The 25856-nt window shown below is 45.9% G+C and carries 28 protein-coding genes; 16 read left to right on the top strand and 12 right to left on the bottom strand.

The window, feature by feature from the left end; genetic code table 11:
- Positions 1–117: 117 nt before the first annotated feature.
- From R7P74_RS22790 to R7P74_RS22780, 3 genes are all read right to left on the bottom strand, one after another.
- Positions 118–1254, bottom strand: a complete 1137-nt coding sequence (locus R7P74_RS22790) for a glycerate kinase (protein WP_258478095.1) — start codon at positions 1252–1254, stop codon at positions 118–120.
- Between the two features lie 16 nt (positions 1255–1270).
- Positions 1271–2623: a GntP family permease gene (locus R7P74_RS22785; protein ID WP_017634362.1), complete on the bottom strand. Its 1353-nt coding sequence runs from the start codon at positions 2621–2623 to the stop codon at positions 1271–1273.
- A gap of 158 nt (positions 2624–2781) precedes the next feature.
- On the bottom strand, positions 2782–3924 hold the full coding sequence (locus R7P74_RS22780; RefSeq protein ID WP_258478097.1) for a sugar diacid recognition domain-containing protein: 1143 nt from the start codon (positions 3922–3924) through the stop codon (positions 2782–2784).
- Between the two features lie 234 nt (positions 3925–4158).
- On the opposite strand from R7P74_RS22780, the gene R7P74_RS22775 reads away from it, so the two are divergent.
- Positions 4159–4332, top strand: a complete 174-nt coding sequence (locus R7P74_RS22775) for a hypothetical protein (protein WP_005374332.1) — start codon at positions 4159–4161, stop codon at positions 4330–4332.
- Between the two features lie 69 nt (positions 4333–4401).
- Here R7P74_RS22775 and R7P74_RS22770 read toward each other — a convergent pair whose 3' ends face one another.
- Entirely contained in the window at positions 4402–4764 is a 363-nt protein-coding gene (locus R7P74_RS22770) for a hypothetical protein (protein ID WP_258478098.1), read from the bottom strand.
- Positions 4765–5040: 276 nt separating this feature from the next.
- Between R7P74_RS22770 and R7P74_RS22765 the strand changes: the two genes are divergently transcribed.
- The 5 genes from R7P74_RS22765 (at position 5041) to R7P74_RS22745 (ending at position 9073) form a co-directional block, all read left to right on the top strand.
- Positions 5041–6888 carry a M3 family metallopeptidase gene (locus R7P74_RS22765; RefSeq protein ID WP_225473553.1) on the top strand — a complete coding sequence of 616 codons (1848 nt, stop codon included), beginning with the start codon at positions 5041–5043 and terminating at the stop codon, positions 6886–6888.
- 69 nt (positions 6889–6957) lie between these two features.
- The gene (locus tag R7P74_RS22760) at positions 6958–7494 is read left to right on the top strand and encodes a DUF924 family protein (RefSeq protein WP_017634367.1); all 537 of its coding nucleotides are present in this window, start codon (positions 6958–6960) and stop codon (positions 7492–7494) included.
- 24 nt (positions 7495–7518) lie between these two features.
- Positions 7519–7848, top strand: a complete 330-nt coding sequence (locus tag R7P74_RS22755; RefSeq protein ID WP_017634368.1) for a DUF4144 domain-containing protein — start codon at positions 7519–7521, stop codon at positions 7846–7848.
- Between the two features lie 139 nt (positions 7849–7987).
- Positions 7988–8473 (top strand): VOC family protein, encoded by a 486-nt coding sequence (locus R7P74_RS22750; RefSeq protein WP_025768760.1) that lies wholly within the window; start codon positions 7988–7990, stop codon positions 8471–8473.
- Positions 8474–8647: 174 nt separating this feature from the next.
- A complete protein-coding gene (locus tag R7P74_RS22745) occupies positions 8648–9073 on the top strand; it encodes a VOC family protein (protein ID WP_017634369.1) in 426 nt (141 codons plus the stop codon).
- 77 nt (positions 9074–9150) lie between these two features.
- Here the strand turns inward: R7P74_RS22745 and R7P74_RS22740 are convergent, their stop codons facing one another.
- Positions 9151–10287 (bottom strand): MBL fold metallo-hydrolase, encoded by a 1137-nt coding sequence (locus R7P74_RS22740; RefSeq protein WP_318123206.1) that lies wholly within the window; start codon positions 10285–10287, stop codon positions 9151–9153.
- A gap of 180 nt (positions 10288–10467) precedes the next feature.
- Between R7P74_RS22740 and R7P74_RS22735 the strand changes: the two genes are divergently transcribed.
- Complete coding sequence (locus R7P74_RS22735; protein WP_258495485.1) at positions 10468–10713, top strand: Rho-binding antiterminator; 246 nt, start codon at positions 10468–10470, stop codon at positions 10711–10713.
- Between the two features lie 96 nt (positions 10714–10809).
- Here the strand turns inward: R7P74_RS22735 and R7P74_RS22730 are convergent, their stop codons facing one another.
- From R7P74_RS22730 to ompW, 3 genes are all read right to left on the bottom strand, one after another.
- Positions 10810–12300 carry an MDR family MFS transporter gene (locus R7P74_RS22730; RefSeq protein WP_248525476.1) on the bottom strand — a complete coding sequence of 497 codons (1491 nt, stop codon included), beginning with the start codon at positions 12298–12300 and terminating at the stop codon, positions 10810–10812.
- Complete coding sequence (locus R7P74_RS22725; RefSeq protein WP_064354458.1) at positions 12297–13322, bottom strand: HlyD family secretion protein; 1026 nt, start codon at positions 13320–13322, stop codon at positions 12297–12299. Before R7P74_RS22725 ends, R7P74_RS22730 begins: the two co-directional genes overlap by 4 nt.
- A 214-nt stretch (positions 13323–13536) precedes the next feature.
- Positions 13537–14181 (bottom strand): outer membrane protein OmpW, encoded by a 645-nt coding sequence (gene ompW / locus R7P74_RS22720; RefSeq protein WP_064354457.1) that lies wholly within the window; start codon positions 14179–14181, stop codon positions 13537–13539.
- 495 nt (positions 14182–14676) lie between these two features.
- Between ompW and R7P74_RS22715 the strand changes: the two genes are divergently transcribed.
- The 3 genes from R7P74_RS22715 to R7P74_RS22705 are packed head-to-tail and all read left to right on the top strand — an operon-like array spanning position 14677 to position 16307.
- A complete protein-coding gene (locus R7P74_RS22715; RefSeq protein ID WP_005374358.1) occupies positions 14677–15327 on the top strand; it encodes a Qnr family pentapeptide repeat protein in 651 nt (216 codons plus the stop codon).
- A gap of 9 nt (positions 15328–15336) precedes the next feature.
- Positions 15337–15648 (top strand): cupin domain-containing protein, encoded by a 312-nt coding sequence (locus R7P74_RS22710; RefSeq protein WP_005383281.1) that lies wholly within the window; start codon positions 15337–15339, stop codon positions 15646–15648.
- Positions 15649–15686: 38 nt separating this feature from the next.
- A complete protein-coding gene (locus R7P74_RS22705) occupies positions 15687–16307 on the top strand; it encodes an HAD-IB family hydrolase (protein ID WP_258495483.1) in 621 nt (206 codons plus the stop codon).
- 117 nt (positions 16308–16424) lie between these two features.
- Here the strand turns inward: R7P74_RS22705 and R7P74_RS22700 are convergent, their stop codons facing one another.
- Together R7P74_RS22700 and R7P74_RS22695 are read right to left on the bottom strand one after the other, a co-directional pair.
- Positions 16425–17603 carry a lytic polysaccharide monooxygenase gene (locus R7P74_RS22700; RefSeq protein ID WP_318123204.1) on the bottom strand — a complete coding sequence of 393 codons (1179 nt, stop codon included), beginning with the start codon at positions 17601–17603 and terminating at the stop codon, positions 16425–16427.
- Between the two features lie 214 nt (positions 17604–17817).
- Entirely contained in the window at positions 17818–18258 is a 441-nt protein-coding gene (locus R7P74_RS22695; protein ID WP_031780811.1) for an Lrp/AsnC family transcriptional regulator, read from the bottom strand.
- A gap of 114 nt (positions 18259–18372) precedes the next feature.
- Here R7P74_RS22695 and R7P74_RS22690 point away from each other — a divergent pair, with 114 nt between their 5' ends.
- Entirely contained in the window at positions 18373–18957 is a 585-nt protein-coding gene (locus R7P74_RS22690) for a LysE family translocator (protein ID WP_062730858.1), read from the top strand.
- A 178-nt stretch (positions 18958–19135) separates the two neighbouring features.
- A complete protein-coding gene (locus tag R7P74_RS22685; protein ID WP_062730859.1) occupies positions 19136–19909 on the top strand; it encodes a siderophore-interacting protein in 774 nt (257 codons plus the stop codon).
- 99 nt (positions 19910–20008) lie between these two features.
- On the opposite strand, the gene R7P74_RS22680 is transcribed toward R7P74_RS22685, so the two are convergent.
- Positions 20009–20881: a LysR family transcriptional regulator gene (locus R7P74_RS22680; protein WP_017633836.1), complete on the bottom strand. Its 873-nt coding sequence runs from the start codon at positions 20879–20881 to the stop codon at positions 20009–20011.
- A gap of 80 nt (positions 20882–20961) precedes the next feature.
- The gene (locus R7P74_RS22675; RefSeq protein WP_262635701.1) at positions 20962–21768 is read right to left on the bottom strand and encodes an arylamine N-acetyltransferase family protein; all 807 of its coding nucleotides are present in this window, start codon (positions 21766–21768) and stop codon (positions 20962–20964) included.
- Between the two features lie 293 nt (positions 21769–22061).
- Here R7P74_RS22675 and R7P74_RS22670 point away from each other — a divergent pair, with 293 nt between their 5' ends.
- From R7P74_RS22670 to R7P74_RS22655, 4 genes are all read left to right on the top strand, one after another.
- The gene (locus tag R7P74_RS22670) at positions 22062–23210 is read left to right on the top strand and encodes an S-(hydroxymethyl)glutathione dehydrogenase/class III alcohol dehydrogenase (RefSeq protein ID WP_017821027.1); all 1149 of its coding nucleotides are present in this window, start codon (positions 22062–22064) and stop codon (positions 23208–23210) included.
- Between the two features lie 62 nt (positions 23211–23272).
- Positions 23273–24112: an S-formylglutathione hydrolase gene (gene fghA / locus R7P74_RS22665; RefSeq protein ID WP_005374382.1), complete on the top strand. Its 840-nt coding sequence runs from the start codon at positions 23273–23275 to the stop codon at positions 24110–24112.
- A 444-nt stretch (positions 24113–24556) separates the two neighbouring features.
- Positions 24557–25012 (top strand): hypothetical protein, encoded by a 456-nt coding sequence (locus R7P74_RS22660; protein WP_005374384.1) that lies wholly within the window; start codon positions 24557–24559, stop codon positions 25010–25012.
- 5 nt (positions 25013–25017) lie between these two features.
- Complete coding sequence (locus tag R7P74_RS22655; protein ID WP_318123203.1) at positions 25018–25836, top strand: GGDEF domain-containing protein; 819 nt, start codon at positions 25018–25020, stop codon at positions 25834–25836.
- The last annotated feature ends 20 nt before the right edge of the window (positions 25837–25856 follow it).

Below are 25856 nucleotides of genomic sequence, written 5' to 3'. Positions count from 1 at the left end.
GAGTAGTTTTACAGGCAAAGCCGAAACGGATGATAACCACCTACTGAAGTAGGTGGTTTAGGGCTGAAAACAAAAAACTCCACACAAAGGTGGAGTTTTTTCATATCGTCATCGCCTTCAGTGCGACTTAATTTGCCACATTCTCGCGACGTTTTCGGCTAAATTAGCAACATTGACGTCGGCCTCTTTCATGGCCTCAGGTAAGCTCATCGCCCTTGGTACACAAGCAAACACCGCATCAATGCCGCACTCATAAACCGCCTGATAGTTGTCGCCCACACAGCCTGCTAATGCAATGACTGGTAAATTACACTGCTTGGCCACCTGAGCAACGCCCATCGGCGTTTTGCCATGTGCGGTTTGATGATCGATTCGACCCTCGCCTGTAAATACGATATCCGCATCCGCAACATGCTGAGCAAGTTTGACCGTATCAAGCACAATCTCAATTCCCGGTTGCAAACGTGCTGGCGTATACCCGAGCAAGGCCGCGCCCATACCACCAGCAGCACCCGCCCCTTCACGAGTCAGTACATGCTTACCCGTCGCTTGTTCCGTCAACTCGCCAAACTTGCGCAATGCGTTATCGAGCAGAGTGACGTCTGATACGGTCGCTCCCTTTTGCGGGCCAAAGATAGCCGACGCGCCTTTGTCACCACAGAGTGGGTTATCAACATCGCACGCTACCAACACTTCGCAAGTTGCTAAACGAGGGTCAAGACCAGAAATATCGATGGACGCAAGCGCCGCTAACCCGCCTCCATTTGGGGTAATTGCATGACCAGACTCATCAAGAAACGCCACCCCCAACGCGGTCAACATGCCCACGCCACCATCATTGGTAGCGCTGCCGCCCAAACCAATGATTAAGCGTTGAATACCTCTATCTAGCGCGTGTTTGATCAGCTGTCCAGTACCAATGCTACTGGTCAGTTTTGGGTCGCGAGCGTCACTCGGCACAAGGTGCAACCCACTGGCCTCCGCCATTTCAATAACCGCGGTTTCGCCGTCGCCGAGGATGCCATAAAACGCTTCAACATCATTCCCTAATGGCGCGGTCACCGTTGTGAAGACTTGTTCGCCTTGAGTTGCATCTATCAAAGATTGAACCGTGCCTTCGCCACCGTCTGCGACCGGAACCGTAACAAACTCAGCATCATGCCATACGCGAACAAGACCCGTTTTGATCGCCTCGCTCACTTGTTTGGCGGTTAAGCTTTCTTTAAATGAATCAGGTGCAATTACCACTTTCATACGTATTTCCAGAGACTTATAAGAGAACGAGGCTCAAAATGTACACCAATGCCATTGCCGTGACACCTTGAACGAGCGTAGCCATGGTTTGCGCGCGGTACGCTAAGCCCACCGACATGCGGCTAAACTGCGAAACTACCCAGAAGAAACTGTCGTTTGCATGAGAAACCGTCATCGCACCAGCACCGATCGCCATCACCGTTAATACGCGGCCCATTTCTGAATCGAGCCCCAATTGCGTAAGCATAGGCGCAACCAAAGCCGATGTGGTCACCAATGCAACCGTTGATGAACCTTGCGCCGACTTTAGCGCAGCCGCAACGATAAATGGCATGAAAATACCCACGCCCAGCGCCGATAGCGTCGTACCTAAGTATTCACCTAGCGGCGTTGCTTTTAACACCGCGCCAAAAGCACCACCCGCACCGGTAATCAAAAGAATAGGCGCAGCAGCCGTAATACCTTGGCTGATTCGCTCGCCAAATTCTTCAATCTTGTTGTCTGACTTGAGTAGGCGAACAGAAAGGAACAGGCCAATCACCAATGCCGTTAGTGGCTGTCCTAAGAAAGTCAGAACATCAAACACAAAACCTTCGCCCAGCGGTAGGCTTGGGAATTTCGCGATAGAGCCAAAACAGATCAATAAGATAGGAACAAAAATAGGAGCGAATGCTTGGCTCGCCGTTGGCAATTTGCCGTAAGACGCTTTGAGTGCTTGCCAGTCTTGCTGAATTTCTTCTGCGGCTTCAATGCCATCTGGTTCAACATGTTGGAATCGGTTCGCCCACAACATCCCCGCTAACGCCGCAACCGCTGCAACAAACACACCCACACCAATCACTAAACCAAGGTTAGATTCCAGGCCTAAGTTACCCGCAGCGGCAATCGGACCAGGAGTTGGCGGCACAAACGTGTGCGTTGCGTATAGGCCAGTTGCCAACGCCACACTCATCGCAACGCTTGAGGTTTTTAAACGCTTCGCGAGTGATTCTTTGAGCGAGTTCAGAATGACAAAGCCTGAATCACAAAATACTGGAACAGAAACGATGTAACCGATGATACTCATGGTCAATGTAGGGAAACGCTCACCCAACACTTTGATGACCGTATCGGCCATGGTGATCGCCGCACCACTTTTTTCCAAAATAACACCAATGATGGTACCTAAAACGATAACCAAACCAATGTAACCAAGGATGCCGCCAAAGCCAGAAGCAATGGTTTTGGCAATGCTATCTGCCGGTAAGCCGTAAGCAAATGCCGCAAGGAACGCCGCGATGATCAGCGCTAAAAAGGGATGTAATTTGAATTTGGTGGTCGTGAGCACAATAAATGCGATCACCCCGAGCAGGATTAATATAAGGTTCATGATAACTCCATTTATTCTTATTTTGCTGAGCGAGTCCGTGTTGGCTCACTCAACATGTAGGGACGCATGAATTATTAATCGTTTGCTTTAGAATTCCTTTAGGCGGAGTGACAAATGATGTGGTCAAAAAATGACGCGTATTGTGCAGATGCACAATATCACGACATTTTTGAGAGCCGAGTCGCAATATAAAGCTCCGCTAACCCCACAAAATTGGTAGTTGGTAGCCCTGTTATCTCGGTGATTTTCTCTAACCGATAGCGCAGAGTGTTCCGGTGAATAAACAGCATTTTAGAGCATTCTGTTACATTGCCATTGCATTCAAACAGTGCATCTAGGGTTTTCAATAATTGCCCAGATTTGTCTTTCTCTTTCAACCGTTTCACACCATCAATAATTTGTTCACCTTGCCAAATATCCGCCAACGGCGCTAACAAAACAGGCAAACGAAGTTCATCGAACAGGTACTTACGTTTCTCTGGGTAGAACTGCTTGCCCATGGCTAATACCTGCTTCGCGCTTTGGTATGACAACGCGACATCTTTAGGCTCATTAAACAGCTGCCCTAGCGCAATGTGAAACGTATGCGAATCGTGATCGCTTAAACGCGACATCAACTTATCAATGCGCTCACTTTCAACTTGGCTATCCCACTGCTTGGCGGAATGACACGGTTTCAACACCACAATTTCATTCACCGAGACAATCGCAACTAGGTTGTTACGCTCTGGGTATTCAAGCAGTTCAACAATATTGCGCACACTCTTCATGCTTTTTGAGGCCGACGGCGTCGAGACTTCAATCACCGTTGCCACCCGTGGTTGAGTAACATCGATAGAAAGACGCATCGCCCAATCTTTCAGCTCTTCATCGGTCAATTTCCCATTGATCCAAGCCAGAATAAACTCTTCGCGATGACGTCTGTCCCACTGAAATTTTTCCACCAGCGCGGCTTGCTCGATTGTCAATTCAGCGGTCATTTTAACCAGTTTGGCAAAATCTCGGATTTTCTCCGGCTCGCCTGTGACACCAACAATACCGACCACGTCACCATGCAATTTCAACAGCATATTGATACCGGGTTTGACACCCTGCAACGTCAAACATTGCTGCTCATTAAGCTCTAGCGAATCGCCATGATTCAGCGCCAGTACCGCGCCATCATGCACTTGCCCAACACGTTTAGGGTCGCCACTGCCAATGATGATGCCTGCCGAGTTCATCACATTCACATTGTGACCAATGATGGACATGGTTCGATCAACAATTTGTTGTGCTAAAGCGTGGTCGAGTATCACCATTTCGAGTTTCCAAATTGACCGTTTAATCACTCAATAAATCACAAATGGCAAACTATCGCGATGCTGCGGTTCTAAATAACGGAAGCAGCTCAAAGCATTATCCAATTACCCATATTTAAAAAGTGGATTAAACCTTCATTTTTAGCAGAGGGTTATATACTTAGAACAAAGGTTACCAATGCATTCTTCACTGTGCATTGATGCCACTCGTCTACCTACAGAGGAGAGATCAACATGGAGTTACGGAATAAATCGGGGGAAGTTGCAAATATTGCTGATAACCTCACTTTGAAGGAAATCACAGAAATGGGCTACACCGTAGATTTATGCGATGAAGCATTTGCCCCTGGAGAGCATTGGAAAGCGGAAGGTAAAACGCAAGGTATGGGCGAGTATCCAGAGGAGTAAACGTCCTGACTAACCAGCGCACAAAGCGCTCCACAAACAGAAAAGCCGAGCGACTTAACGCTCGGTTTTCTACTTTTGAACTTCTTGAATAAACAAGCCCATCTCTTCAAGATAATTGCCGTTTGAGCATCCCCAATCGGTGACTTCAATCAGCTCGGTAACTAACTGTCCAGATTCATCATTTTGTACTCGCTGCACAAACGCTTCAAAGCGTTCCAGTTGCGCCTGACTCTTAACGCCATGCACGGCATATTCTACAAGCAAGCCGTTGTACGTCTGCCAGCGCTGATCGCCAGCAACATCATTGCCTAAAATCACAGAACACTTTTGTTGAATGCTTTCAACCGCATCATTTCTTGCCGGCGCTACTGTGGAACATCCAACTAAAATCGTACCTACCGCCAATAACGTAACTTTTGTCTTATTTATCATATCGTTTCCAACTGTATCGCCACGATATGGAAATCTTATTACACCTGATAAGGATCATCGATAGCGCACCGCAGATTAATTACTTAATAAACTGTAAACTCCATACCAGTCTTAACACTGCAAGCTCATAACTCCTATTAACTCACCCAAATGTAAACAAATAGTAAAATCACCTTTACGCGATGCAAAATCGACAAATGAGATTAGCGTTCCTTTCTCGCGACCAAGCGTGCAATAATCAACTGTCTACATAACGAAACCATTTGAAGGATCAAAATGACCGCAACGGATTACCTCAACGACCTCAATCAACGTTACCTTGCGATTCACCGCACCAAAGAAGATTTCTTTTGGGAAACTTACATGGGGATCAGCGATGACCATGATGGCTCGACGCAAGCACAAACGGCATGGACAAGCTTTTTAAGCAACGCCGAGCAAATTACTGCCATCAAACAACAGCTTGAAGCCGCGGACTCAATTACCGACCCACAAGAGAAACAACAAACCATTACGGGTCTATCTGGTTGGCTGGCGATGTTTGAATCTCACGCTATCGAGGGCGAAAAAGCACAAGCGTTGAAAAATCAGCTCATTGCCTTTGAAGCTGAGCTCTTCGAGAAAAAACAGAACCACGTACAAACATTTACCGATGAGAACGGCGAGCAAGTAGAAGGTTCACTTCCAGTATTAAGCTCAACCATTCGCACCAGCAATCATGAAGAAGTTCGCCAATCGGCTCATCAAGCGTTGCTGAACCTTGAACAATGGCTACTGCAAAACGGCTTTATTGAACTGATCAAACTGCGCAACCAGTTCGCTCGCTCACTGGGTTATGCGACTTTCTTTGATTACTCCGTGCAAAAAACGGAAAAGATGAGCACTGAGCAGCTATTCGAAATTTTGGAAGATTTCGAACAACGCACGCGAGATGCGCATCTAAACAGCTTAGAAAACTTGGCGAAAGAGAAAGGCGCAAGCGCACTAGCAGGCTACAACTTTGTTTACTCATTCGCGGGTAACGTTATGCGTGACCTTGACCCATACGTGCCGTTCTCAAAATCTCTGAGACGCTGGGTAGAATCATTTGGTCGCCTAAATATTGATTACTCTGGCGCGACGCTAACGCTGGATTTACTAGATCGCAAAGGTAAGTACCCGAATGGGTTCTGCCACGGCCCTATCCCTTCTTTCTATAATCAAGGCGAATGGGTCGCAGCGCAGGTGAACTTCACCAGTAATGCCAAACCAGACCAAGTGGGCAGCGGCTACGATGGCATTAACACGCTGTTCCACGAAGGTGGCCACGCAGCACACTTTGCGAACGTAAAAATGAACGCACCTTGTTTCTCGCAGGAGTTTGCGCCGACGTCAATGGCTTATGCAGAAACTCAGTCGATGTTCTGTGACAGCCTGTTAACCGATGCCGATTGGCTAAAACAATACGCACTGGATGATGAAGGGAATTCGGTTCCTGATGAGATCATTCAAGCGATGATCAACAGCCGTCAGCCATTCAAAGCTTATGAAGAACGTAGCATCTTGGTTGTACCATATTTTGAGCGCGCGTTGTATCAACTGAGCGATGACGAGTTAACGCCAGAGCGCATCACTAAGCTGGCTCGCGATTGTGAAAAGCAGATCCTTGGTTTGGAATGCAGCCCTCGCCCACTGATGGCGATTCCACATTTGCTATCCGACGAAGCGGCTTGTGCGTATCAAGGTTATCTACTCGCGCACATGGCGGTGTATCAGACCCGTGCATACTTCCTTGAGAAGTTTGGTTACCTGACGGATAACCCAGAAATTGGCCCACTGCTGGCAAAACACTACTGGCACGCAGGCAATCACTTGTCGCACAACGAAACCATTGTCAGCCTGACTGGCGAAGGCTTCAATGCCAAATACCTTGCAGACGTGTGTAACCTGTCGCCAGAACAGGCATGGGAAGTGCAGCAGAAGAAAATCGACTCACTTGCGACGCGAGAGCGAGCATCAGTCGCTTCACTGAACGCCGCGATTAAAGTCGTCGACGGCAGTAAAGAGCTGGCAAGCAACGCCATCTCTGACGAACAAATGTGTGACGATTTTGAACGTTACATCGTAGAGACTTACGGTCGATAACACGCATAAAGCCAGGAGCTCGCCTTCTGGCTTTTTATTCTTTAGCTAATGCAATAAGAAGGAAGATCCATGTACCAAGAAGTCATCAAATTTTGGTTCGAGGAGCTATCGCCCCAAAATTGGTTTGAAAACAACCCAGAACTGGACAAGTGTATTGCATCGCGATTTGCCTCGGTATTAGAACAAGCCGCTCGTTGTGAACTGTTTAATTGGCGTAACAGCGCACAAGGACGATTGGCCGAAATCATCGTCCTCGACCAGTTTTCACGTAATGTGTATCGCAACACCCAAAAAGCGTTTGCACAAGACCCACTCGCATTAGCATTGGCTCAAGAGGCAATTCGGTTAGGTCACGACAAAGAATTCGCGCCTGAGCAGCTAAGCTTTTTGTACATGCCGTTTATGCACAGCGAATCTCGCCTCATTCATGTCCAAGCTGAAAAATTGTTCCGCGCATCAGGGCTTGAAAATAACTACGATTTTGAGCTAAAACACAAAGCCATCATCGACCAGTTTGGGCGCTATCCTCATCGCAATGCGATACTGGGAAGAGAGAGCACTCCCGAAGAGTTAGCGTTTTTGCAACAACCTGGGTCAAGTTTCTAAATAACAATGAATAATGATTTAACCATGAGAGACCACGCAGTATGCTGGCCATGCTTGCTAAAACTAGACGGCGACGATGAGCTGATCTACACGCATTCCCAGTCCGACTTAGACTCTGAATGCGAAGCCCTCATTTTTGGGCAAGATGATTACGTTATTGACTCAAATGGCAACACGTTTGAATTGAAAAACAATGGTTCGAACACCACTCTTTTACACCTAAAAGAACGAACGCTGTCCGTAGAAGAGGTTACGTCATTAATCCAATCGCATGAATTCAGCCTCGCGCAACGGTGTATTATCAAGATTCATTTCACCTCGGTGAGGCAAGCTGTTGAGGCCTTAGCTCACTAACTCAATCCCAACATGCATAGCATTAAATAAAATTATCATTTTTATAATTTATGATAATTTCATGTAATCAACATCACGCCATATACTCTCCCACATCGAAACAAGACAACGTTCAAACACACATGTTGGGAGCAAACAAATGAAAATGAATCATGTCGGTATTATGGTCGGAGATATGGACAAAGCGGTTGAGTTTTACACGCAAGCGCTAGGTCTAAAAGTCGTTATGGGCAACACGAAAGTGATTGAAGAACGCGAAACGGCAATTGGCAGAATGTGTATTGCGGTCTTTGGGGAAGGCTTTAAAGGCTTCAACATTGCGCACCTTGTGACAAGTGATGGCATCGGCCTTGAGTTATTCGAAATGAAAGAACGTCAAGAGCGCCATGAAGTGGATTTTTCTCGCATCGGTATCTTCCATTTCTGTTTACAGACAGACGATTTTGAAGGTGCTATCAAACGCACCGAAGCACTAGGTGGCAAAGTTCGCATGGACATCATGCGTTACCACCCAGAAGACGATAATAAGCCTGCGAAAATGGTTTACCTAGAAGACCCATTCGGCAACCTATTCGAGCTTTACTCACACTCTTACGAAGAAACTTACGCTTCTGATTACGAGTAATAGCCCCATCCATATCCCAAAAGGCTAGCAATACGCTAGCCTTTTTTGTTTGCTTTGAGTTGCAGTGTTTCTGCACTCGCTCTAGCAAAAAAACATCTGGAATTTGATCATTTCTCTCACCACTTTTAAGGTCACTTTATACTTACCTCAACACAATGCAAAAAGGAGTGAAGCATGCCCACCAAAAATCCAATCGCCATCAAAGCGCTTGATCATGTTGTTTTAAGGACCTGTAACCTCGATGCTATGTTGCATTTCTATCGAGACATTTTGGGCTGCCCTGTCGAACGCGAAGTAACGGAACTTGGTTTAACTCAACTTAGGGCAGGTAACGCATTGATTGATGTAGTGACGGTAGACAGCGAATTGGGCCAACTCGGCGGTAAGCCACCAGTTCAAAATGGTCGTAATATTGACCATTTTTGCCTGCAATTGGCGCCTTTTTCCGAGGATGAATTACTGGAATATCTGCGTGCGCGCGGCATTGAAACCGAAGAGTTTGCGAAGCGGTATGGCGCACAAGGGTTCGGTAGATCACTCTATATACATGATCCGGAAGGAAATGTCGTCGAGTTAAAACCTCAAGTGATTGATGAGTAAGCGAGTAAAAAACCTTGTTATATTCTGAAAATAACAAGGTTAACTTCTAAAATAATTATTGAAGTAAGAACATATTATTAAGTCAAAATTATATCTGGCTCACCTATTTCTTTTTCTCGCCACCATTGTTTATTTATATGTTCTTGATGAACGTAAAAACTCTCCCCCGGCATTGGCGTCAGCAGCGTTATATGTTCTTTTTGACAATGGGTAAGCAAATCTAAAATCGGTTCGTCCCAGCGGTGAGTAAATAGCTCGTATGTAGCCCAATGCACGGGCAACAGTTTTTTCGCATTTAAATCGCGAAACGCTTGCACGGTATGATGAGCCTGCATGTGCCCCCAGTTTTCGACCGGATAACCTTGGCCTTTCACATCAGCAGCCACTTCCAAACAGGCAATGTCGATTGGTCCACATCGCAGTGCGATCTCGGAAAAGTGCGAATCGTAAGCTGAATCGCCACTAAAATAGAGCGTCTCTTCTTTGCCTTTGATGACCCAAGAAGCCCACAGGGTCGAGTTTTTATCGAAATAAGTACGACCCGAATTATGGTTAGCAGGCGTACAAATCAGTTCGATTCCGGCATAGTGCACGCTATCCCACCAATCGAATTCCACGATGTTGTCTGCGCAAACGCCCCACTTTATCAGATGCTTGCCAACCCCTAAGGGTACATAAAAAGTCACGGGTTTATCGGCGTAGAAACGTATGGTCGATGCTTCTAAATGGTCGTAATGATCGTGCGAAATCACGATAATTTCAGGAATCGGCAAACAATCTCTGGCATGGGTATTGGGAATATTGCGTTCAAACCACGCTTTTGCGATGAACGGAGAAGCGTAATCAAATACCGGATCAGTCAGAATTCGAATGCCATCGACCTCCACCAGCATGGTGGAATGGCCCAGCCAAGTAACGCGCATCGATTCACTTCGCTGCGCAAACTGCGTAGGTTGAATTGGGAAATGTGGCAGATGTTCGTTAGGACTCAATGGCGTTCTACCACCAAGATAGCTCCAACACACCTGCCAGAATGATTGCGGGCTAGGGACATTTGGCATCTCGTTTTTAACGCGGCCGTTTTCAAATTGAGGCGAGTGGTGAACACGGTGCGCCAACTGCGCATCGTAGGTTTGAGGGGAAATCAGTGAACTTGGCTTTTGTGTCTTTTGTTCACTCGTTAGGTATGTGCGCTTAAGTATCGTTTCAGACATATCGTAGTTTTGTCTCGCTTGCGAACGCTCAACAGTAGGTTTATTAAAACGTGCGTGTATGTCTATTTCGTGACCAAAATGAGGTGTAAGATGAAGATTCAGTTTCAATCAAACGTCTTCTATTTAAGGATACGGTTCTCAAACCTTCTGAATACTGCGTCGGTTTGAAAGGAGAAAACTATGGTGACTTGCAGCCAATACGATTTTATTGAAATCGCCTGTATGTTTAAGCTCCCTATCGAGATCACACTAAAAAATGGTGAAACTCATCAGGGCAACGCGTTCGACACAGGCTACGAAATGCAGCGACAAGAGTGCTTGTTTTTAGATATGGATGGTGAGCACACCGCCTTCCCGACTGAACAATTAGTCGCAATGCGCGCGCTCAAAACCAATCCGCATTTTGACGAAGTGACGTTTGAGTAAACGTCCTTCTTTCACTGGCACTGTCCAATAAAAAACGCCTCTCAAGCTGACACAACTTGAGAGGCGTTCTCTTACACTATTCACCGGAACTTCATGTTATTCACGCGACTGAATGAAAACCAGCATCGGCATCATGATCACGAACATCACTCCCACAAGCTGGAAGGTGTGCACAAACGCGACCATTTGCGATTGCTGCTGCAACATCTGTTGGTATTGGTCTAACGCAACCGGGTCGGTAATGGAAAGCCCCTGATTGGCCGCCCAGTCATGCAAGTTAGGATTATAAGGATTAATACCCTCTCCCAGCGCATGCCATTGCTGCTGACTATCACGATATTGGAACGTGGTTGCGATAGAGATACCAAACGAACTACCAATGGTACGGAACAGATTGTAAATACTCGCCGCCGCAACAGATTGCTCTTTCGGAATCGTTAAATACGCCAAGGTGGATAGCGTCGAGAAGGTTAAACCAAGCCCCATCCCCTGAATCATACTCGGCATCACAATCCAAAATGTATCGATCTGCAGTGAGTACTGCGTCATCAAATAGCTACCAATCCCGATGCAGCTCAAGCCAAAGACTATTTTGATTCTGGGATCGAATTGCGGATTGAGCTTAATCACCAAAATCAACATCGCCGCTGACGCCAACCCACGCGGTGCCATTAATAAACCAGTGGTTGAGACCGGATAATCCAGCAAGCTTTCCAACAGCATTGGTTGTTGAGTCGTCAGACCAAACATCGCCATCGACACCACGGCAATCATCAATGACGAGACCATAAGGTTTCGGTCTTTCAGTAGCCACAATGGCGCTATTGGACTTTTGGTTTTCCAACTGCGATATATCCACATCACCAATCCCATGACTGCGAGCAATATCGCCGTCTGAATCATACGTGAGTCGAGCCAGTCGTCTTCATTCCCTTTATCCAACACAAACTGCAACGCGCCCACACCTAACGCCATGTAACCGATGATCCACCAGTCAAAGTTAGGTTTGGATTTGTTGTCGATATGGATATAGCGATAAATCAAAGAGGTACAGATCAAACCGAATGGCAAGTTGATGTAAAAAATCCAGCGCCAGTTAATGTTGTCGGTGATCACACCACCCACAACTGGGCCCAAAATAGGACCAAGCAAAATGCCGATGGAGAAAATCGCCATCGCTTTGCCTTTTTGCTCATACGGATAAATCTGCACTAACGTCGACTGCGCCAATGGAATCACCGACGCGCCGAAAGCGCCTTGGATAATGCGAAATAGCACCATCTCTTCAAGAGACTGTGCTTGCCCACAAAGCGCACTGGCAATCACAAAACCGATCACAGCAACCAACATGACTTTGCGTTCACCAAAACGCGACACCCAGAAACTGGTCATCGGAATGAAGATCGCTTCCGCCATGCTGTAACCCGTCAACACCCACGTAATTTGGTCTGCCGTTGCGCCCAACGCGCCCATCATGTGCGATAGCGACACGTTCGCAACGGTCATATCGATTAACACCATGATGGCAGAAAGCATCACGGCGACGGTGGCAATCCCCCGTTTGTCTGCCGTAATTTGATGGCTCATTGCACGCTACTTTGCAAATCAATGGTGACTTCTGAGCTCGCACCCACGCGAAGTTGCGGCGCATCGGCCGGTACTTCTAATGCCAAACGTACAGGGAAACGCTGTTTGATTTTAACCCAGTTACCCGTTGCGTTTTCTGGTGGCATCAAGGAGAACGATGTACCACTCGCAGGCGATAGTTGTTCTACCGTTGCTTTCCACACCACGTCTGGGTACATATCAATCACCACATCCGCATGCATGCCAGGTTTAATATGAGTAAGATCGGTTTCTTTAAAGTTCGCGCGTACCCAATAGCTGTCTTTTAAAATCACAGGGAACAGCGTTTGACCCACGCTAACGACCGAGCCTACGTGCGTATTGATTTCACCGGCAATGCCATCCACTGGTGACGTAATGTCGGTGTAGCTCAAGTTCAGCTCTGCTTGCGCTAACTGTGCTCCCGCTTGTTGAACAACCGCAGCCTCTGCGCCTTCTTCACCACGGTTCGCAATGGCTTTTTCTACCGTCGCGCGCGCTTGCTCCAGGCTCGCTTGGGCATTGGCTAGTTTGTTTTTTGCCGTATCTAAATCTTGGTTCGACGCCAGTTTGCGTTTCACCAAGGAATCCGTACGTTTGTACTCCACTTGCGCTTCTATCAGGTTAGAGCGCGCCGCATCTAAGCCCGCAACAGCTTCAGTTACCTGCTTATCGGCAACATCATGTTGCTGGACCGCCAATTGGTATGCCGCTTTTGCTTGCTTTACTGCCAACAAATATGGGCGTGAATCTATCTTCAGCAGTAGGTCACCTTTGTTAACAGATTGGAAGTCTTTGACATCCGCGGAAACCACTTGGCCTTTTACCTGAGGCGCTACCGACAAAATTTTTGCCCTAACGTAGGCATCTTCCGTGCTTGGGTGACTGTCTGAATACTGCCAAGACCAATACATCGCACCAAATGCGATAACACAGAGAGTAAAGAAAAGAGTTTTTACCAGCTTAGATCTGGAGGAGGAATGCTTTGCGATGTCGTCGCTCATTTATATTGTCCACTTGTTCAATTATGTGATCAGTGTAGGACTTTTCGATCTTCCGACAATAAAATGATCTGCAAGGTAAAGATCCAATTTTGCATGTTGCTAAGTGGAGTAAATGATGTGCAATCAAAACGAGGATAAAAAAGAGGGGCAGTCCCCGTAACCGCCCCCAAAGTCATGCCAATAATAGTAATGTGCGTGTAACTACTGGTTTTTCTTAGAACTTGTAACCGCCGCTGATCATAAATACCCAAGGGTTAATTTTGACGTCGGTTTTTTGCTTCTCTCCACCTGCTTTGTAAGTTGCTTCTGTTTCAATGTTTGCGTACCACGCAGCAGCGTTGAGGAACCATTGATCGTTGATCATGTAGTCCACACCAATATTCGCTGCTAGACCGAATGAGTCATCCAACTTAAGATCTGAAAGACCAGCGCCTTTACCCGTGCTATTGAACCCCTCATCAAAGAACATGGTGTAGTTGAGACCTGCACCCACGTATGGACGGAACTTACTTTGTGGCTCGCCAAAGTAGTACTGCACCATAAGCGTTGGTGGAAGGTGTTTGGTGTCCGCGATATCACCAAGACCTAACAAGTCTGTTGAAATATCGTGGCTGAATGGTGTTGCTGCTAGAAGCTCTAAACTGATGTTGTCTGTAAACATGTAGCCAAACGTCAAACCAAGCTGCGTATTTGAATCCACTTTCAATTCTTCTTGAGAACCAAGAATCTTATCGCTGCTGTCGTTTGGAACGACAGACGCCGCACCAACACGAAGAACGAAGTCACCTTGTTTATGAGCGAAAACACTTGGTGACACGAGTGCAGCAACCACTGCTAGACTGCAGATTGTTTTTTTCATTTTTATTTCCTTTCGTAGGGCTTCGTTATGTCGTACCCAAAGGGGTGCCTGCTAACTGATCTGAGATTTCAAGTGAACTCAGCGCCTTGAAGCACACGGGTATCTATATCTTTTTGAGCTGTGCGCAATCTAGCACATAGAAACCCTACTATTTTGATGGAAATCAATTTGTGAAAAATATAGGTTTTTTGTATGGAGAAACGCCATATTGATCAACAAATTATGCAAATAGGATACAATTCTGTAATGCAAACTGTGCGTGTGAGTTGCCATGCATACCCATAAATGCGAATCCTCTCGTTAAGGCTCGTAGCCAGCAAAAACTTTTTTCGTCCTCTACGTCTTCTATTTTCAAAAAACAACCCACTTAAAACGCTCGTTTGCCCCCTTAAAATCGCGATTTGAGGGGTTTGTAAAGCACTGAAATACAAGAAGTTATTTTTCTGGAAAATCAGTCACTTGGAGTGCTAGTCTGCTCGCAGCTAAGGAGAAGACATGTTAAAAACCGATCTCATTTTTGAACGAGAAAACTTTTCTCATCACGATTTTCAGAATGCTACCTTTAAAAACTGCCACTTTTATATGTGCTGTTTCGACCATGCCGATCTGCGCGATGCTAAGTTCATCGACTGTCGCTTTATCGAATCCAAAGCGCTAGAAGGGTGTAGTTTTCGCTTCGCGAACTTAAAAGACGCTAGCTTTACGAACTGCATGTTGGCGATGAGCCTGTTTAACGGCGCAAATTGTATGGGCTTGGAGCTACGTAAGTGCGATCTCAAAGGGGCAAACTTCCAAGGTGCGAACTTTGCTAATCGCGTCAGTAACACCATGTTTTTCTGTTCTGCTTTTATTACTGGCTGCAACCTCACCTACTGTAACTTCGAGCGAGTGTTACTAGAAAAATGTGACCTCTTTGAAAACCGTTGGAACGGTGCGAACCTCGCAGGGGCAACTCTCAAAGGCTCGGATTTATCTCGCTGCGAATTCTCGCCAGAACAATGGGGAACCTTTAACGTTGAGCAGTGTGATCTGACTCATGTCGAACTAGACGGGCTGGATGTTCGCCGCGTTTCTCTGTTTGGTGTTAAAATTTGTGATTGGCAACAAGAGCAATTGCTTGCGCCTTTTGGACTGATCATTCTCTAAGGAAAGGCCATGAACCTGTTTAAAGACTTACCGAATAACCTCGACGAGGAAGTGTTCGAAGACCTGCTGACCCACAAAAACCTGCGTATAGAACGCATTGTCTCAACGGGGCAAACCTCGCCCGAAAGTGGCTGGTACGATCAAGAAGAACATGAATGGGTCTTGGTTCTTAAAGGAGCAGGAGAGCTGACTTTTGAATCAGGTGTCGTGCAACGACTTGAGGCAGGCGATCACGTTACGATTCCAGCTCATACCAAACACAAAGTGAGCTGGACTGACCCAACGCAAGAAACCATCTGGTTGGCGGTGTTTTATCAATAAACACAAAACGATCTTAAACCAAAAAATAGGCGCTGAGTTTGCTCGATACTACTAAGCCGTCACTGGCACTGTTTGATTTTGATGGCACCATCACCCGAGAGGATATGTTTAGCCTTTTCCTCCACTATTCTGCTTATGGCCTGCGCAAACGAGTAGGAAAGGTCGCTATCATGCCATTTTATGCGCTGTACAAACTCGGAGTGTTACCCGCTCGTGTTATGCGCCCTCTCAGCAGTTTTATTGCATTTTCAGGGAAAGAAACGCAGAAAATTGAAGCGATTGGCACTCAGTTTGCCCATGAAGTGATCCCGCTGTACTTACGGCCAGAAGCGATGGACAGGCTGGCTTGGCATCAACATCGAGGCGATACCATCGTAGTGGTGTCGGCATCACTCAATGCGTATCTCAAGCCTTGGTGTGAGGCGAACGGTTACCACTTGCTGTGCAGTGAACTGATCTCAGAACAGCCAAAACTGAGTGGCTTTTACCAGCAAGGTGATTGCAGTTTAGAAAGAAAAGTCTCACGCGTGAAAGCGGCGTTTTTGCTCGACGAGTTTGCGTCTGTTTATGCCTACGGTGATACGCATGAAGACATTCCGATGCTCAAACTGGCAGACTACGCGATGCTCAACTGGAGCGAGTGGAGAGCAAGCGAATAACGATATGTGCTCTGATTTTCAAGACAGCCACTCAACCAAAGTGGTCGTTTTAGACTGAAAAAAACAAACCCTTCTCATGTGAGAAGGGTTTTATTGTTCAGGGCCCGAATAAATGGCTTAACGCCATACACCCCACTGACCCGTTGTGCCTGGTTCCTCACCAGACGTCCACCATTGGGCAGTCCATTCTTTACCATTGTGTGTCACCACATCACCTTGGTTGTAAACGGCTGTCTTGTCCCACAAGTTGGTTGGTTCAACTGGTGGCGTGACATCCGCTTTGATCAATGACAACGCGTAACTGAAGTCTGCGCTTGGCGCTAATACTTGGTTTGCATTCACGTTGTTACTGTCGAACATGTAGTGGTTCATCTCTTGATGCCAAATGCCCACGTACCAATCACCCCTTTGCTGCGCATTAAATTGATCCGCAATTTCTGCCGCCCAAGTCGCCGTATTGTTTGCACTGATTGGTAGTGAAATATCGACAATTTCATTGCCTGTCGCATTAAACGTACGGAAACGAATGGTATCACCCGCTTCTACTGGCCCAAAACCTTGCTGAACAAAGTAGCCTAGAGATGTCAGATTGTTGCCCGGTTCGGTTGGATCAACAGGGTCAGTCGGTGGCGTCGTGCTCGTTCCGTTTAACGTAATGTCACTACAGTTGTAGAAACCTTCCCCAGCGACATCAATGCGCTGCCAACGAGTATAAAGCACCGCATCGCCGGAACGATCAGCAGGGAAAGTCACCTGAATACGGTAGCGTTTTTCCGCATCAACATACACATCACCTGCGGTGTCGATCAGCTCTAAATCACTCCAAGTAAGAGGCTTTGAATCATCATAAGTTGGCTTGGTGAGATAGAATTCCCAGTACGATGGGTTGTGCGGCGCTTTGCCGTAAAACACCAATTCAATCTGGTTGTTTGCATCTGGCGTAACATTGGTGCGCTGCCAGTTTGGAGAAGGAATGTTCAAGCCTTTCTTAGCCGCATCGCCGGCAGAACACAGTTCACCGTCGCGAACCACGGCTTTCACATGCTCCATATCTCGGTAATTTGGTACGTTCGCCGCGATTTCGCTGCGTTGCACAAACGGATACGCGCCAGATTCTTCAAAAGCCGCTTTACACGCTTGGTTAGGGATCTCGTTGGTCCAAAAACCACCGTCTAAATAACACGTATTCTGACGAGCGCTTGGAAATTCTACCCAGCCGTGGGCGTTGACGTTAAATGAGCTCAATGCGGCAACAGCGCTTAAGCTCAAAAGAGGAAGTGTTACATGTGATTTCATCGTTCATCCTTAATTTTGCTGACTCGCCGCTCTGAAACACAAGCGGTTTAAGCAAAACTAGCAGGATGGGATTATTTAGAAGGTGAGAATAAATATGGAAATTGTAAGAGTGCCATCTGCTTTCCAGCATTTGTTGTGAACCATTCTCATACTCGACTGACTCTTTCGAGTCACTTCAAATTCATGTGCCACAAAAACTGTCACTCTCGTTTGGCTATCGCTCGTCTTTTGGTGTGTCCATCACCACCATGGTTGTGATCGACTTGACGTGTTCGCACTCACCCAACACATCAGCATGGAACGCTTTATAAGCGGCGAGATTTTGCGTCTCTACGCGTATGAGATATTCGTTAGATCCCGTAATGTTGTGACATTCCACCACCTCGTTTACAAAACGCACATGCTCTTCGAAACCCAGCTGTGCCTGCTTAGAGTGCGAGGCCAAACCAATCGACACATAAGCGACAAAGCCCACGCCAAGTTGCTGATTATCCAGTACTGCTCGGTAGCCTTTGATCACGCCTTTACGCTCTAAATCTTGCACTCGGCGTAAGGTTGCAGACGGAGATAAACCAACGCGTTCCGACAGCTCCACATTGGAGATTCTTCCGTCTCGTTTGAGCACTTGCAATATTCTTTCGTCAAATCTATCCATCATGATGTTTCATTGCTTATTTAGTTTCTAATCATCAAATAAAAGCACAATATTGACCTCAGTTCTACTTATAGTTGTTCTCAACTTATCGAGAACTGATTCAAGGAACAATCTATGGAATATCATCAACTGGGCGCTTTGGCGTTGTTCGCTTTTGTCTCCACTTTTACGCCGGGTCCCAATAACATTATGTTGATGACCTCAGGGGCAAATGTCGGCTTTAAACGCACTATCCCACATATGTTGGGCATTACCTTTGGCTTTGGTGCCATGCTAATTTTGGTGGGCATTGGCTTGATGAGCCTGTTCCACGCATATCCAATTACACACTCCATTTTGAAAGTGTTGAGCTTGAGTTATTTGCTGTACTTGACGTACAAAATCGCCACCAGCGACAAAACAGAAGCAAAACACGATTTTCGCCCGATGTCTTTTTTAGGGGCTGTTGCATTCCAATGGGTGAACCCAAAAGGTTGGTCGATGGCGTTGACGGCCATTACGGTATACAGCAGTGGCGGTGCATGGCTCGAACTGACTTTTATCGCCGGTATCTTCTGCTTAGCTAACTTGCCATCGGTAACATTTTGGACGGCGGCAGGTATGCAATTGCAGCGTTGGTTGACCACCGATAAACGCGTTAAGGGGTTCAACTACAGCATGGCTGCGCTGTTGCTTTTGTCTACGATTCCAATGATATAAGTCTATTTTGGGTTAAAAAACGACTCACTTTACGTAATTGGGAAAGGACAGATACTGCATTTTGCTTGAGGCTTTGGCGTTAATTCACAGTGTAAATTTGTTTAAAGACGCTACCCTCTTGTTAGGGAACTTGATAATCTTTAAATGAGAAAGAGAATAATTATCGAGTAAAGTAACAATGAAAAAGAAGCCTCAACCTAAAACGCTTGTTGTCACAGACACAGAAACCATCACTCCAAACATGCAGCGCATTACCTTGCAAGGTGAGGCGCTGAGCCACTTTCCTCGTGACTGCGAAGGCAGTTACATCAAATTACTGTTTAACGATATGGGCGGCGCGGATCTGAGCATCCTGCCAGAAGACGACCGACCAATCATGCGCACCTACACTATCCGACGCTTTCATCCAGAAACCAGTTCAATCGAAGTGGATTTCGTCCGACACGTAACGCAAGATCTGCAATGCGGATTTGCAGCGCGTTGGGCAATGGCCGCGCAAAAAGGCGACACGATCAGCATTGTTGGGCCAGGTAGCATCTCCAACTTAAATACTGAGGCGGATTGGTTCTTCATGGCTGCCGATATGACCGCACTTCCAGCGCTTTCTGCGAAAATTCGTACGTTGCCAGAAGAGGCCAAAGGCTACGCTGTGATCAGCGTGATGTCTCCAGCCGACATTCAACCCCTACACGCGCCAGCCGGTATGGAGTTGATTTGGCTAACTGAACAGCAAACCTTGGCTGATAGCGTTCGCGAACTCGAGTGGTTAGACGGTAACGCTTCGGTATGGTGTGCCTGTGAGTTCGATTCAATGCGCGCGCTGCGCCAATATTTCCGCAACGAGAAAGAAGTCGATCGCGAGAATATCTACATCAGCAGCTATTGGAAGCAAGGCGTGTCTGAAGATGGGCACAAAGTGATTAAACGTGAAGACGCGGAATCCAACCAATAGTGATTCATGTCTTTTCGATTCCAGCTCTCATCCTAATAAAAACGCCCGGCATCACCGGGCGTTTTAGCAACTTCAGTTGTATTAAAGTTCATGAAAACTCTAATCCGCTAGTTCCTGCGCTAAAAAGTCGATCAACAACCTCACTTTGGGCGATAAATTTCGGCTTTGTGGATACAGTGCCCAAATGCCTTCACGGTCGTCTCGGTAATCGGTCAGCACCTCGACTAGCTCACCATTATCTAGAGCTTCTTGAACGTAATAGTCCGGCAACTGCACTAAACCCAAACCACGTTTGGCGGCGCCCATTAGCGCAAAACCACTATTGCATTTAATTCTCCCCGATACGCGCAAAGACTTATCGCGTTTATTTTCCTTAAAATGCCAATAATCGACCGAACCAACTAGGCACTGATGTCGAGCCAGTTCGGATAATGTGTGAGGCTCGCCAAATCGCTCCAAATACATAGGGCTAGCACACACGTAATTTTGACGCGACGAAAGACGCTTTGCGATCATGCTGGAATCTTGCAGGCGGCCAAGACGAATCGCCACGTCTACCCCTTGCTCTATCAAATCCAGTTTTTGATTGGTCAGAACTAAATCGAGGTCCACACGCGGGTACTTCTCCAAAAACTGATGCAAGAGCGGTGCGAGGTTCATTTCCCCATAGGTCACAGGCGCTGTCACACGCAGCAAACCTCGCGGTTCGGTTTGCATTTGCGTTACAGCAAGCTCAGCTAGTTCTAGCCCTTCGACCAAGTGTTTGCACTGCTGATAATAAAGCTGTCCAGCTTCAGACAGAGAAACTTTTCGCGTCGTGCGATGCAGTAACTTAACCGCAAGACGCTCTTCAAGTGCCGATACGCGGCGACTGATTTGTGCCACTGACGTTTTCAGTTTAGCCGCGGCAGCTGTAAAGCTGTTGGTTTCCGCTACGGCAACAAACTCGCTGACTCCTTCCCAATTCGCCATGCTGTATTCCTGTCGACCTCTTCTAGACAAATAGTGATTACATTGTTCTCGTCGCGCTACGCTTTGAAAACTGGAAAACTTTACGCGTCAGGTAACGGACGAAGATCGTCGTATTGCGCATCAAGCTCAATGCCAAAATATTCTTTCAACGCATCCAGGTAGGTTTGACCTGGCTCTAGCTCTATTTCTGTTAGCTCTTCATGATTGGTGCATCTGAGTGTGTAGTTAAGCAGCGTCACCAACCCACTTTCTGTCGCTCTAGCAGCGACTCTTGCGCTAGTAAAACGCGAATTAGGTGAAGTCGAGGTAAAGAAGTTGCTACATGCAATGTCACCAGCACACACGAACTCTAGGTCAAAGCTGTATAGATTGTTCCACGTGTCCGTTCCATCGGTTGAAAGCACTTGGAGGAAATAACCAAACTGAGCATCTTTGACAAAACGGAAGGTTTGTAAATCCGTCTGAATCACTTGGTCAAGGATAAATGGCAATGGCGCTCGAGGGGTATTGGAGCCAAAACCCACATCGACAATCCATGTTTGTTCCTCTAACGTCACTAACGTGATTTGATGACTACGACCTGTTGGTGTACCAGACACATGTACACGCCCTAGCAAACTTCGCGCTTCAAACCCAAGAGTGTTGAGCACATCAAGCATTAAACCATTTAATTCAAAGCAGTAACCACCGCGAGAGTGGTACACGGTTTTTTGAATAATATCTTCAATCTCAACAGAGACGCCTCGCTGCAATGCGATGTCAAAATTCTCAAACGGCAGGCAACGATGCTGCGCCACGTGAATTCTGTGCAATGACTCCAAATCGGCGGGCAATTCACTAGGCAAGCCTAGCTTGGTTAAATAGGCACTCAGATCCGTCTTATTCATAATCACTCTTACTTAGCTGATGGTTTGACAGTTTTCTACTTTAGCCCCTCTATCTAACTTCAGGTCAATCACCTTTTCCATTTCCCTTCCGCTTTAAGGAGGCATCGCACTCTTTTTACACGCTCACCTTATCATTATTACGCATATGTAAAAATCATTTTCAAAATGGACGGATTATCATTTTTACTGAAACACCTAAAATGAGCACCAACAAAACGACGAAGCGCGGTAAGCAAACCTTAACTACGCTTATTACGTCACTCCATATACTGAAAATATAAAGGAAACATCCAATGTCGCTTGAAATCAAACCTGGTCAAACTCACATAAAATCAAAAGCAATGGTCGCTTGGGCTGCAGGTGAGCCGCTTAAAATGGAAGAAGTGGATGTACAACTTCCAAAAGCCGGCGAAGTGCTAGTACGCATCGTAGCAACTGGTGTTTGTCACACTGACGCATTCACACTATCAGGTGACGATCCTGAAGGTATCTTCCCTTCAATCCTTGGTCACGAAGGTGGCGGTATCGTTGAAATGGTTGGCGAAGGCGTAACAAGCGTTGAAGTTGGCGACCACGTTATCCCACTTTACACTGCTGAATGTGGTGAGTGTAAGTTCTGTAAATCTGGCAAAACGAACCTATGTCAGGCCGTTCGTGAAACGCAAGGTAAAGGCCTAATGCCAGATGGCACAAGCCGATTCTCTATCAACGGCGAAACTATCTTCCACTACATGGGTTGTTCTACTTTCTCTGAGTACACGGTTCTTCCAGAAATCTCACTAGCGAAAGTAAACAAAGAAGCACCACTTGAAGAAGTTTGTCTTCTAGGTTGTGGCGTAACCACTGGTATGGGTGCGGTATTAAACACAGCTAAAGTTGAAAAAGGCGACACAGTGGCAATCTTTGGTCTCGGCGGTATCGGTCTTTCTGCAATCATCGGTGCTCGCATGGCTGGTGCCAGCCGCATCATCGGTGTAGACATCAACGAAAGCAAATTCGACCTAGCGAAACAACTTGGTGCAACTGATTGCATCAACCCACAAAAATTCGACAAGCCAATTCAAGAAGTGATTGTTGAAATGACAGACGGTGGTGTTGACTACTCATTCGAATGTATCGGTAACGTAAACGTGATGCGCCAAGCACTTGAGTGCTGTCACAAAGGTTGGGGTGAGTCAGTCATCATTGGTGTTGCTGGTGCAGGTCAAGAGATCTCAACTCGTCCATTCCAACTGGTAACTGGTCGTGTATGGCGTGGCAGCGCTTTCGGTGGCGTTAAAGGTCGCTCTGAGCTTCCAGAAATCGTAAACCGTTACATGGCTGGTGAATTCGGCTTACAGGAGTTCATTACCCACACAATGGGATTAGCAGACGTCAACAAAGCGTTTGATCTGATGCATGAAGGTAAGAGCATCCGAACAGTTATCCATATGGATCAATAATGCTGCCTCAGGCTCTCCTTTTGGGGAGCCTGAATTCCTTCTGCTAATTAGAGAGTTTATTCATGACCATTGAAAATGTAAGCCAAGCCAAAGTGTTTGGCGGTTGGCACAAGCAATATACACACGAATCCAATGCCCTAAACTGCACCATGCGCTTCGCGATATTCTTGCCACCTAACGCAACGAAATCAAATCCCGTACCCGCGCTATACTGGCTCTCTGGTTTAACGTGTACCGATGAGAACTTTATGCAGAAAGCGGGCGCATTTCGTATGGCGGCCGAGCTTGGCATTGCGATCATTGCACCAGACACAAGTCCGAGAGGCGAAGGTATCGCTGACGACGAAAGCTATGACCTAGGAAAAGGAGCTGGCTTTTACCTTAATGCGACGCAAGCACCTTGGTCACTGCATTACTGTATGTACGACTATGTGACTGAGGAGTTGCCTGCGATCATCGAAAGTAACTTCCCAGTCTCTGACGTGAAGTCAATTTCCGGTCACAGTATGGGCGGCCACGGAGCGCTCACCATTGGTCTGAAAAATTCAGAACAGTACCGTTCTATTTCAGCGTTCAGTCCAATCAGTAACCCAATGCAATGCCCTTGGGGACAAAAAGCCTTTACTGCTTACTTAGGCAAGGAGCTTGAAAGCTGGAAGCAATACGATGCAAGTGAACTTCTAAAACAACAACAATCACCATTACCAATTTTGGTTGATCAAGGTGATGCTGATGGCTTCTTAAATGAGCAGCTTAGACCGGAAGCGCTGATTGCTGCGGCAAAAATACACGATTCAAACCTAACCTTGAGAATGCAACCAGGCTATGACCATAGCTATTACTTCATCTCAAGCTTTATTGAAGAGCACCTCAACTTCCATGCAAAATATTTGTTTGCATAGTTAATTTAAGTAAGCTCATGAAATAAAAAATAAAGTCACCAAAACTAGGTGACTTTATTTTCTTTACGTACTAACAAATACATATCTGAATATCGATGATTTAAATATGTAAAATAATGTAACTTAAGAACAAATTCGACATCCATTTCTCGCCTTATTAAATTCTCATTTCCGACACAGTATCTTTATTAAAAATGACACAAAGTTGCACTAAAAACCAATTAAATACCGCGAAATCATTACGAAACTCTACCATCATCCCAATACTCTGAGCTTTTAATTAAGAAGCAACTTAATAACCTTGACGTGACGTAAACCGACAGTTATTTTTGAAACATAACGTATTATAAAATCTCATCCGGTTGGCTCTATAATTATAAATAAATTACCGCTAGCACCTTTGTCCTAGCTAAGAAAAAAGAATAAAACTCAAAAGGGCATATGATGAAAAAGATAGTCGCGCTAGGTCTGTTTTTTGTTGCGCCATTCTTGTCTGCAAATACGATCGTATTTAGTAGTAGCCAGCAGCCTAGTGTCATACTGGAACTGGAAGAGATCCAAGCTTTACCTACCACTAGCTACACGATGACATTGCCTTGGCTTCCTGCTTCGTCAGAGTTTTTAGGCGTTAAACTCAGCACGCTTCTTACACACGTCTACGGAAAGGTACCAGAGCAGGTTGATATCAGCAGCTTAAACGACTATCACTCGACATTGTCCCGACAAGATATTCTTCGATATCAACCAATACTGGCTTATCAACAAGATCAGAATTACATAAAAGTCAGGAATAAAGGCCCTTTCTGGGTGATATATCCACTCAATCTCTATCCAGAGCTAAACTACAATAAATATCATGCGCAAATGGTATGGCAAGTAAATGAAATAAAAGAAAAATAATAAGAATGAAGTTATCAGAACCCTATTCTAAGAAACAAAGAATATTGCAATATTCTACCACCAGCAAAATGCTGCTGCTGGTGTTTGCCGTTTCTTTGCTTCTCGCGAATGTCGTGCTTTTACAGCAAACACGTTCACTCTCACAAAATTTTAATAACGAACAAAAACAAGCGACTTGGTTTTTATTCCAACTCTCCAAAGAACTATCAGAACTTGTCGGCGAGGCCAGACGGTTAGATGAAAACGTATTGAATATTGATGGTGCAGAGCTTCAATACGAGTTAGCGTGGAGTCGCTTTGACTTATTGACCAGTAGCACGAAAGCCAATAAGTTCTTTTCTCGGAACAACATGCACCTTTACTTCATTAACCTTTTTGAAGAGTTCAAAGAGCTAGAAAAACAACTAGTAGAAGCTAGAACAGGTGATAGCCAAGCTGCTGCTGCATTTTATCGTTCAACTCAAACACTATATTTAGGCTTAATAGACTTCGTTAATCAAAACTTCCGTCTAAGCAGTAAAGCTTATGAAGCACAAAAAGGTCAAACCCAGCGCTTAATGCAAGCACAATATATGTTGTTTGCGACGTTTGTTTTGTCGATTATCTCTTTAACTTATTTCTTTTATCGTGAATCCCATTTTCATAGAAAATTGGCGCTCAGCGACCCTTTGACGAGCCTAGGGAACCGCAATGCACTATTCATAACCCTAAACAAATTTACTCAAGAAAAAAGGCCCTTTTCTCTCTGGATTCTAGATTTAAATGGTTGTGCCGTCCTAAATAAGGTTGACACTTTCCACCCCCAAAATTGGAGAGTGTTATGAAATCAACAACTAAAAGAACT

This window comes from Vibrio sp. 2033 (assembly GCF_033339735.1).
Note: the sequence above shows the minus strand (reverse complement) of the source record. Positions and strands in the feature narration are given on the sequence as shown.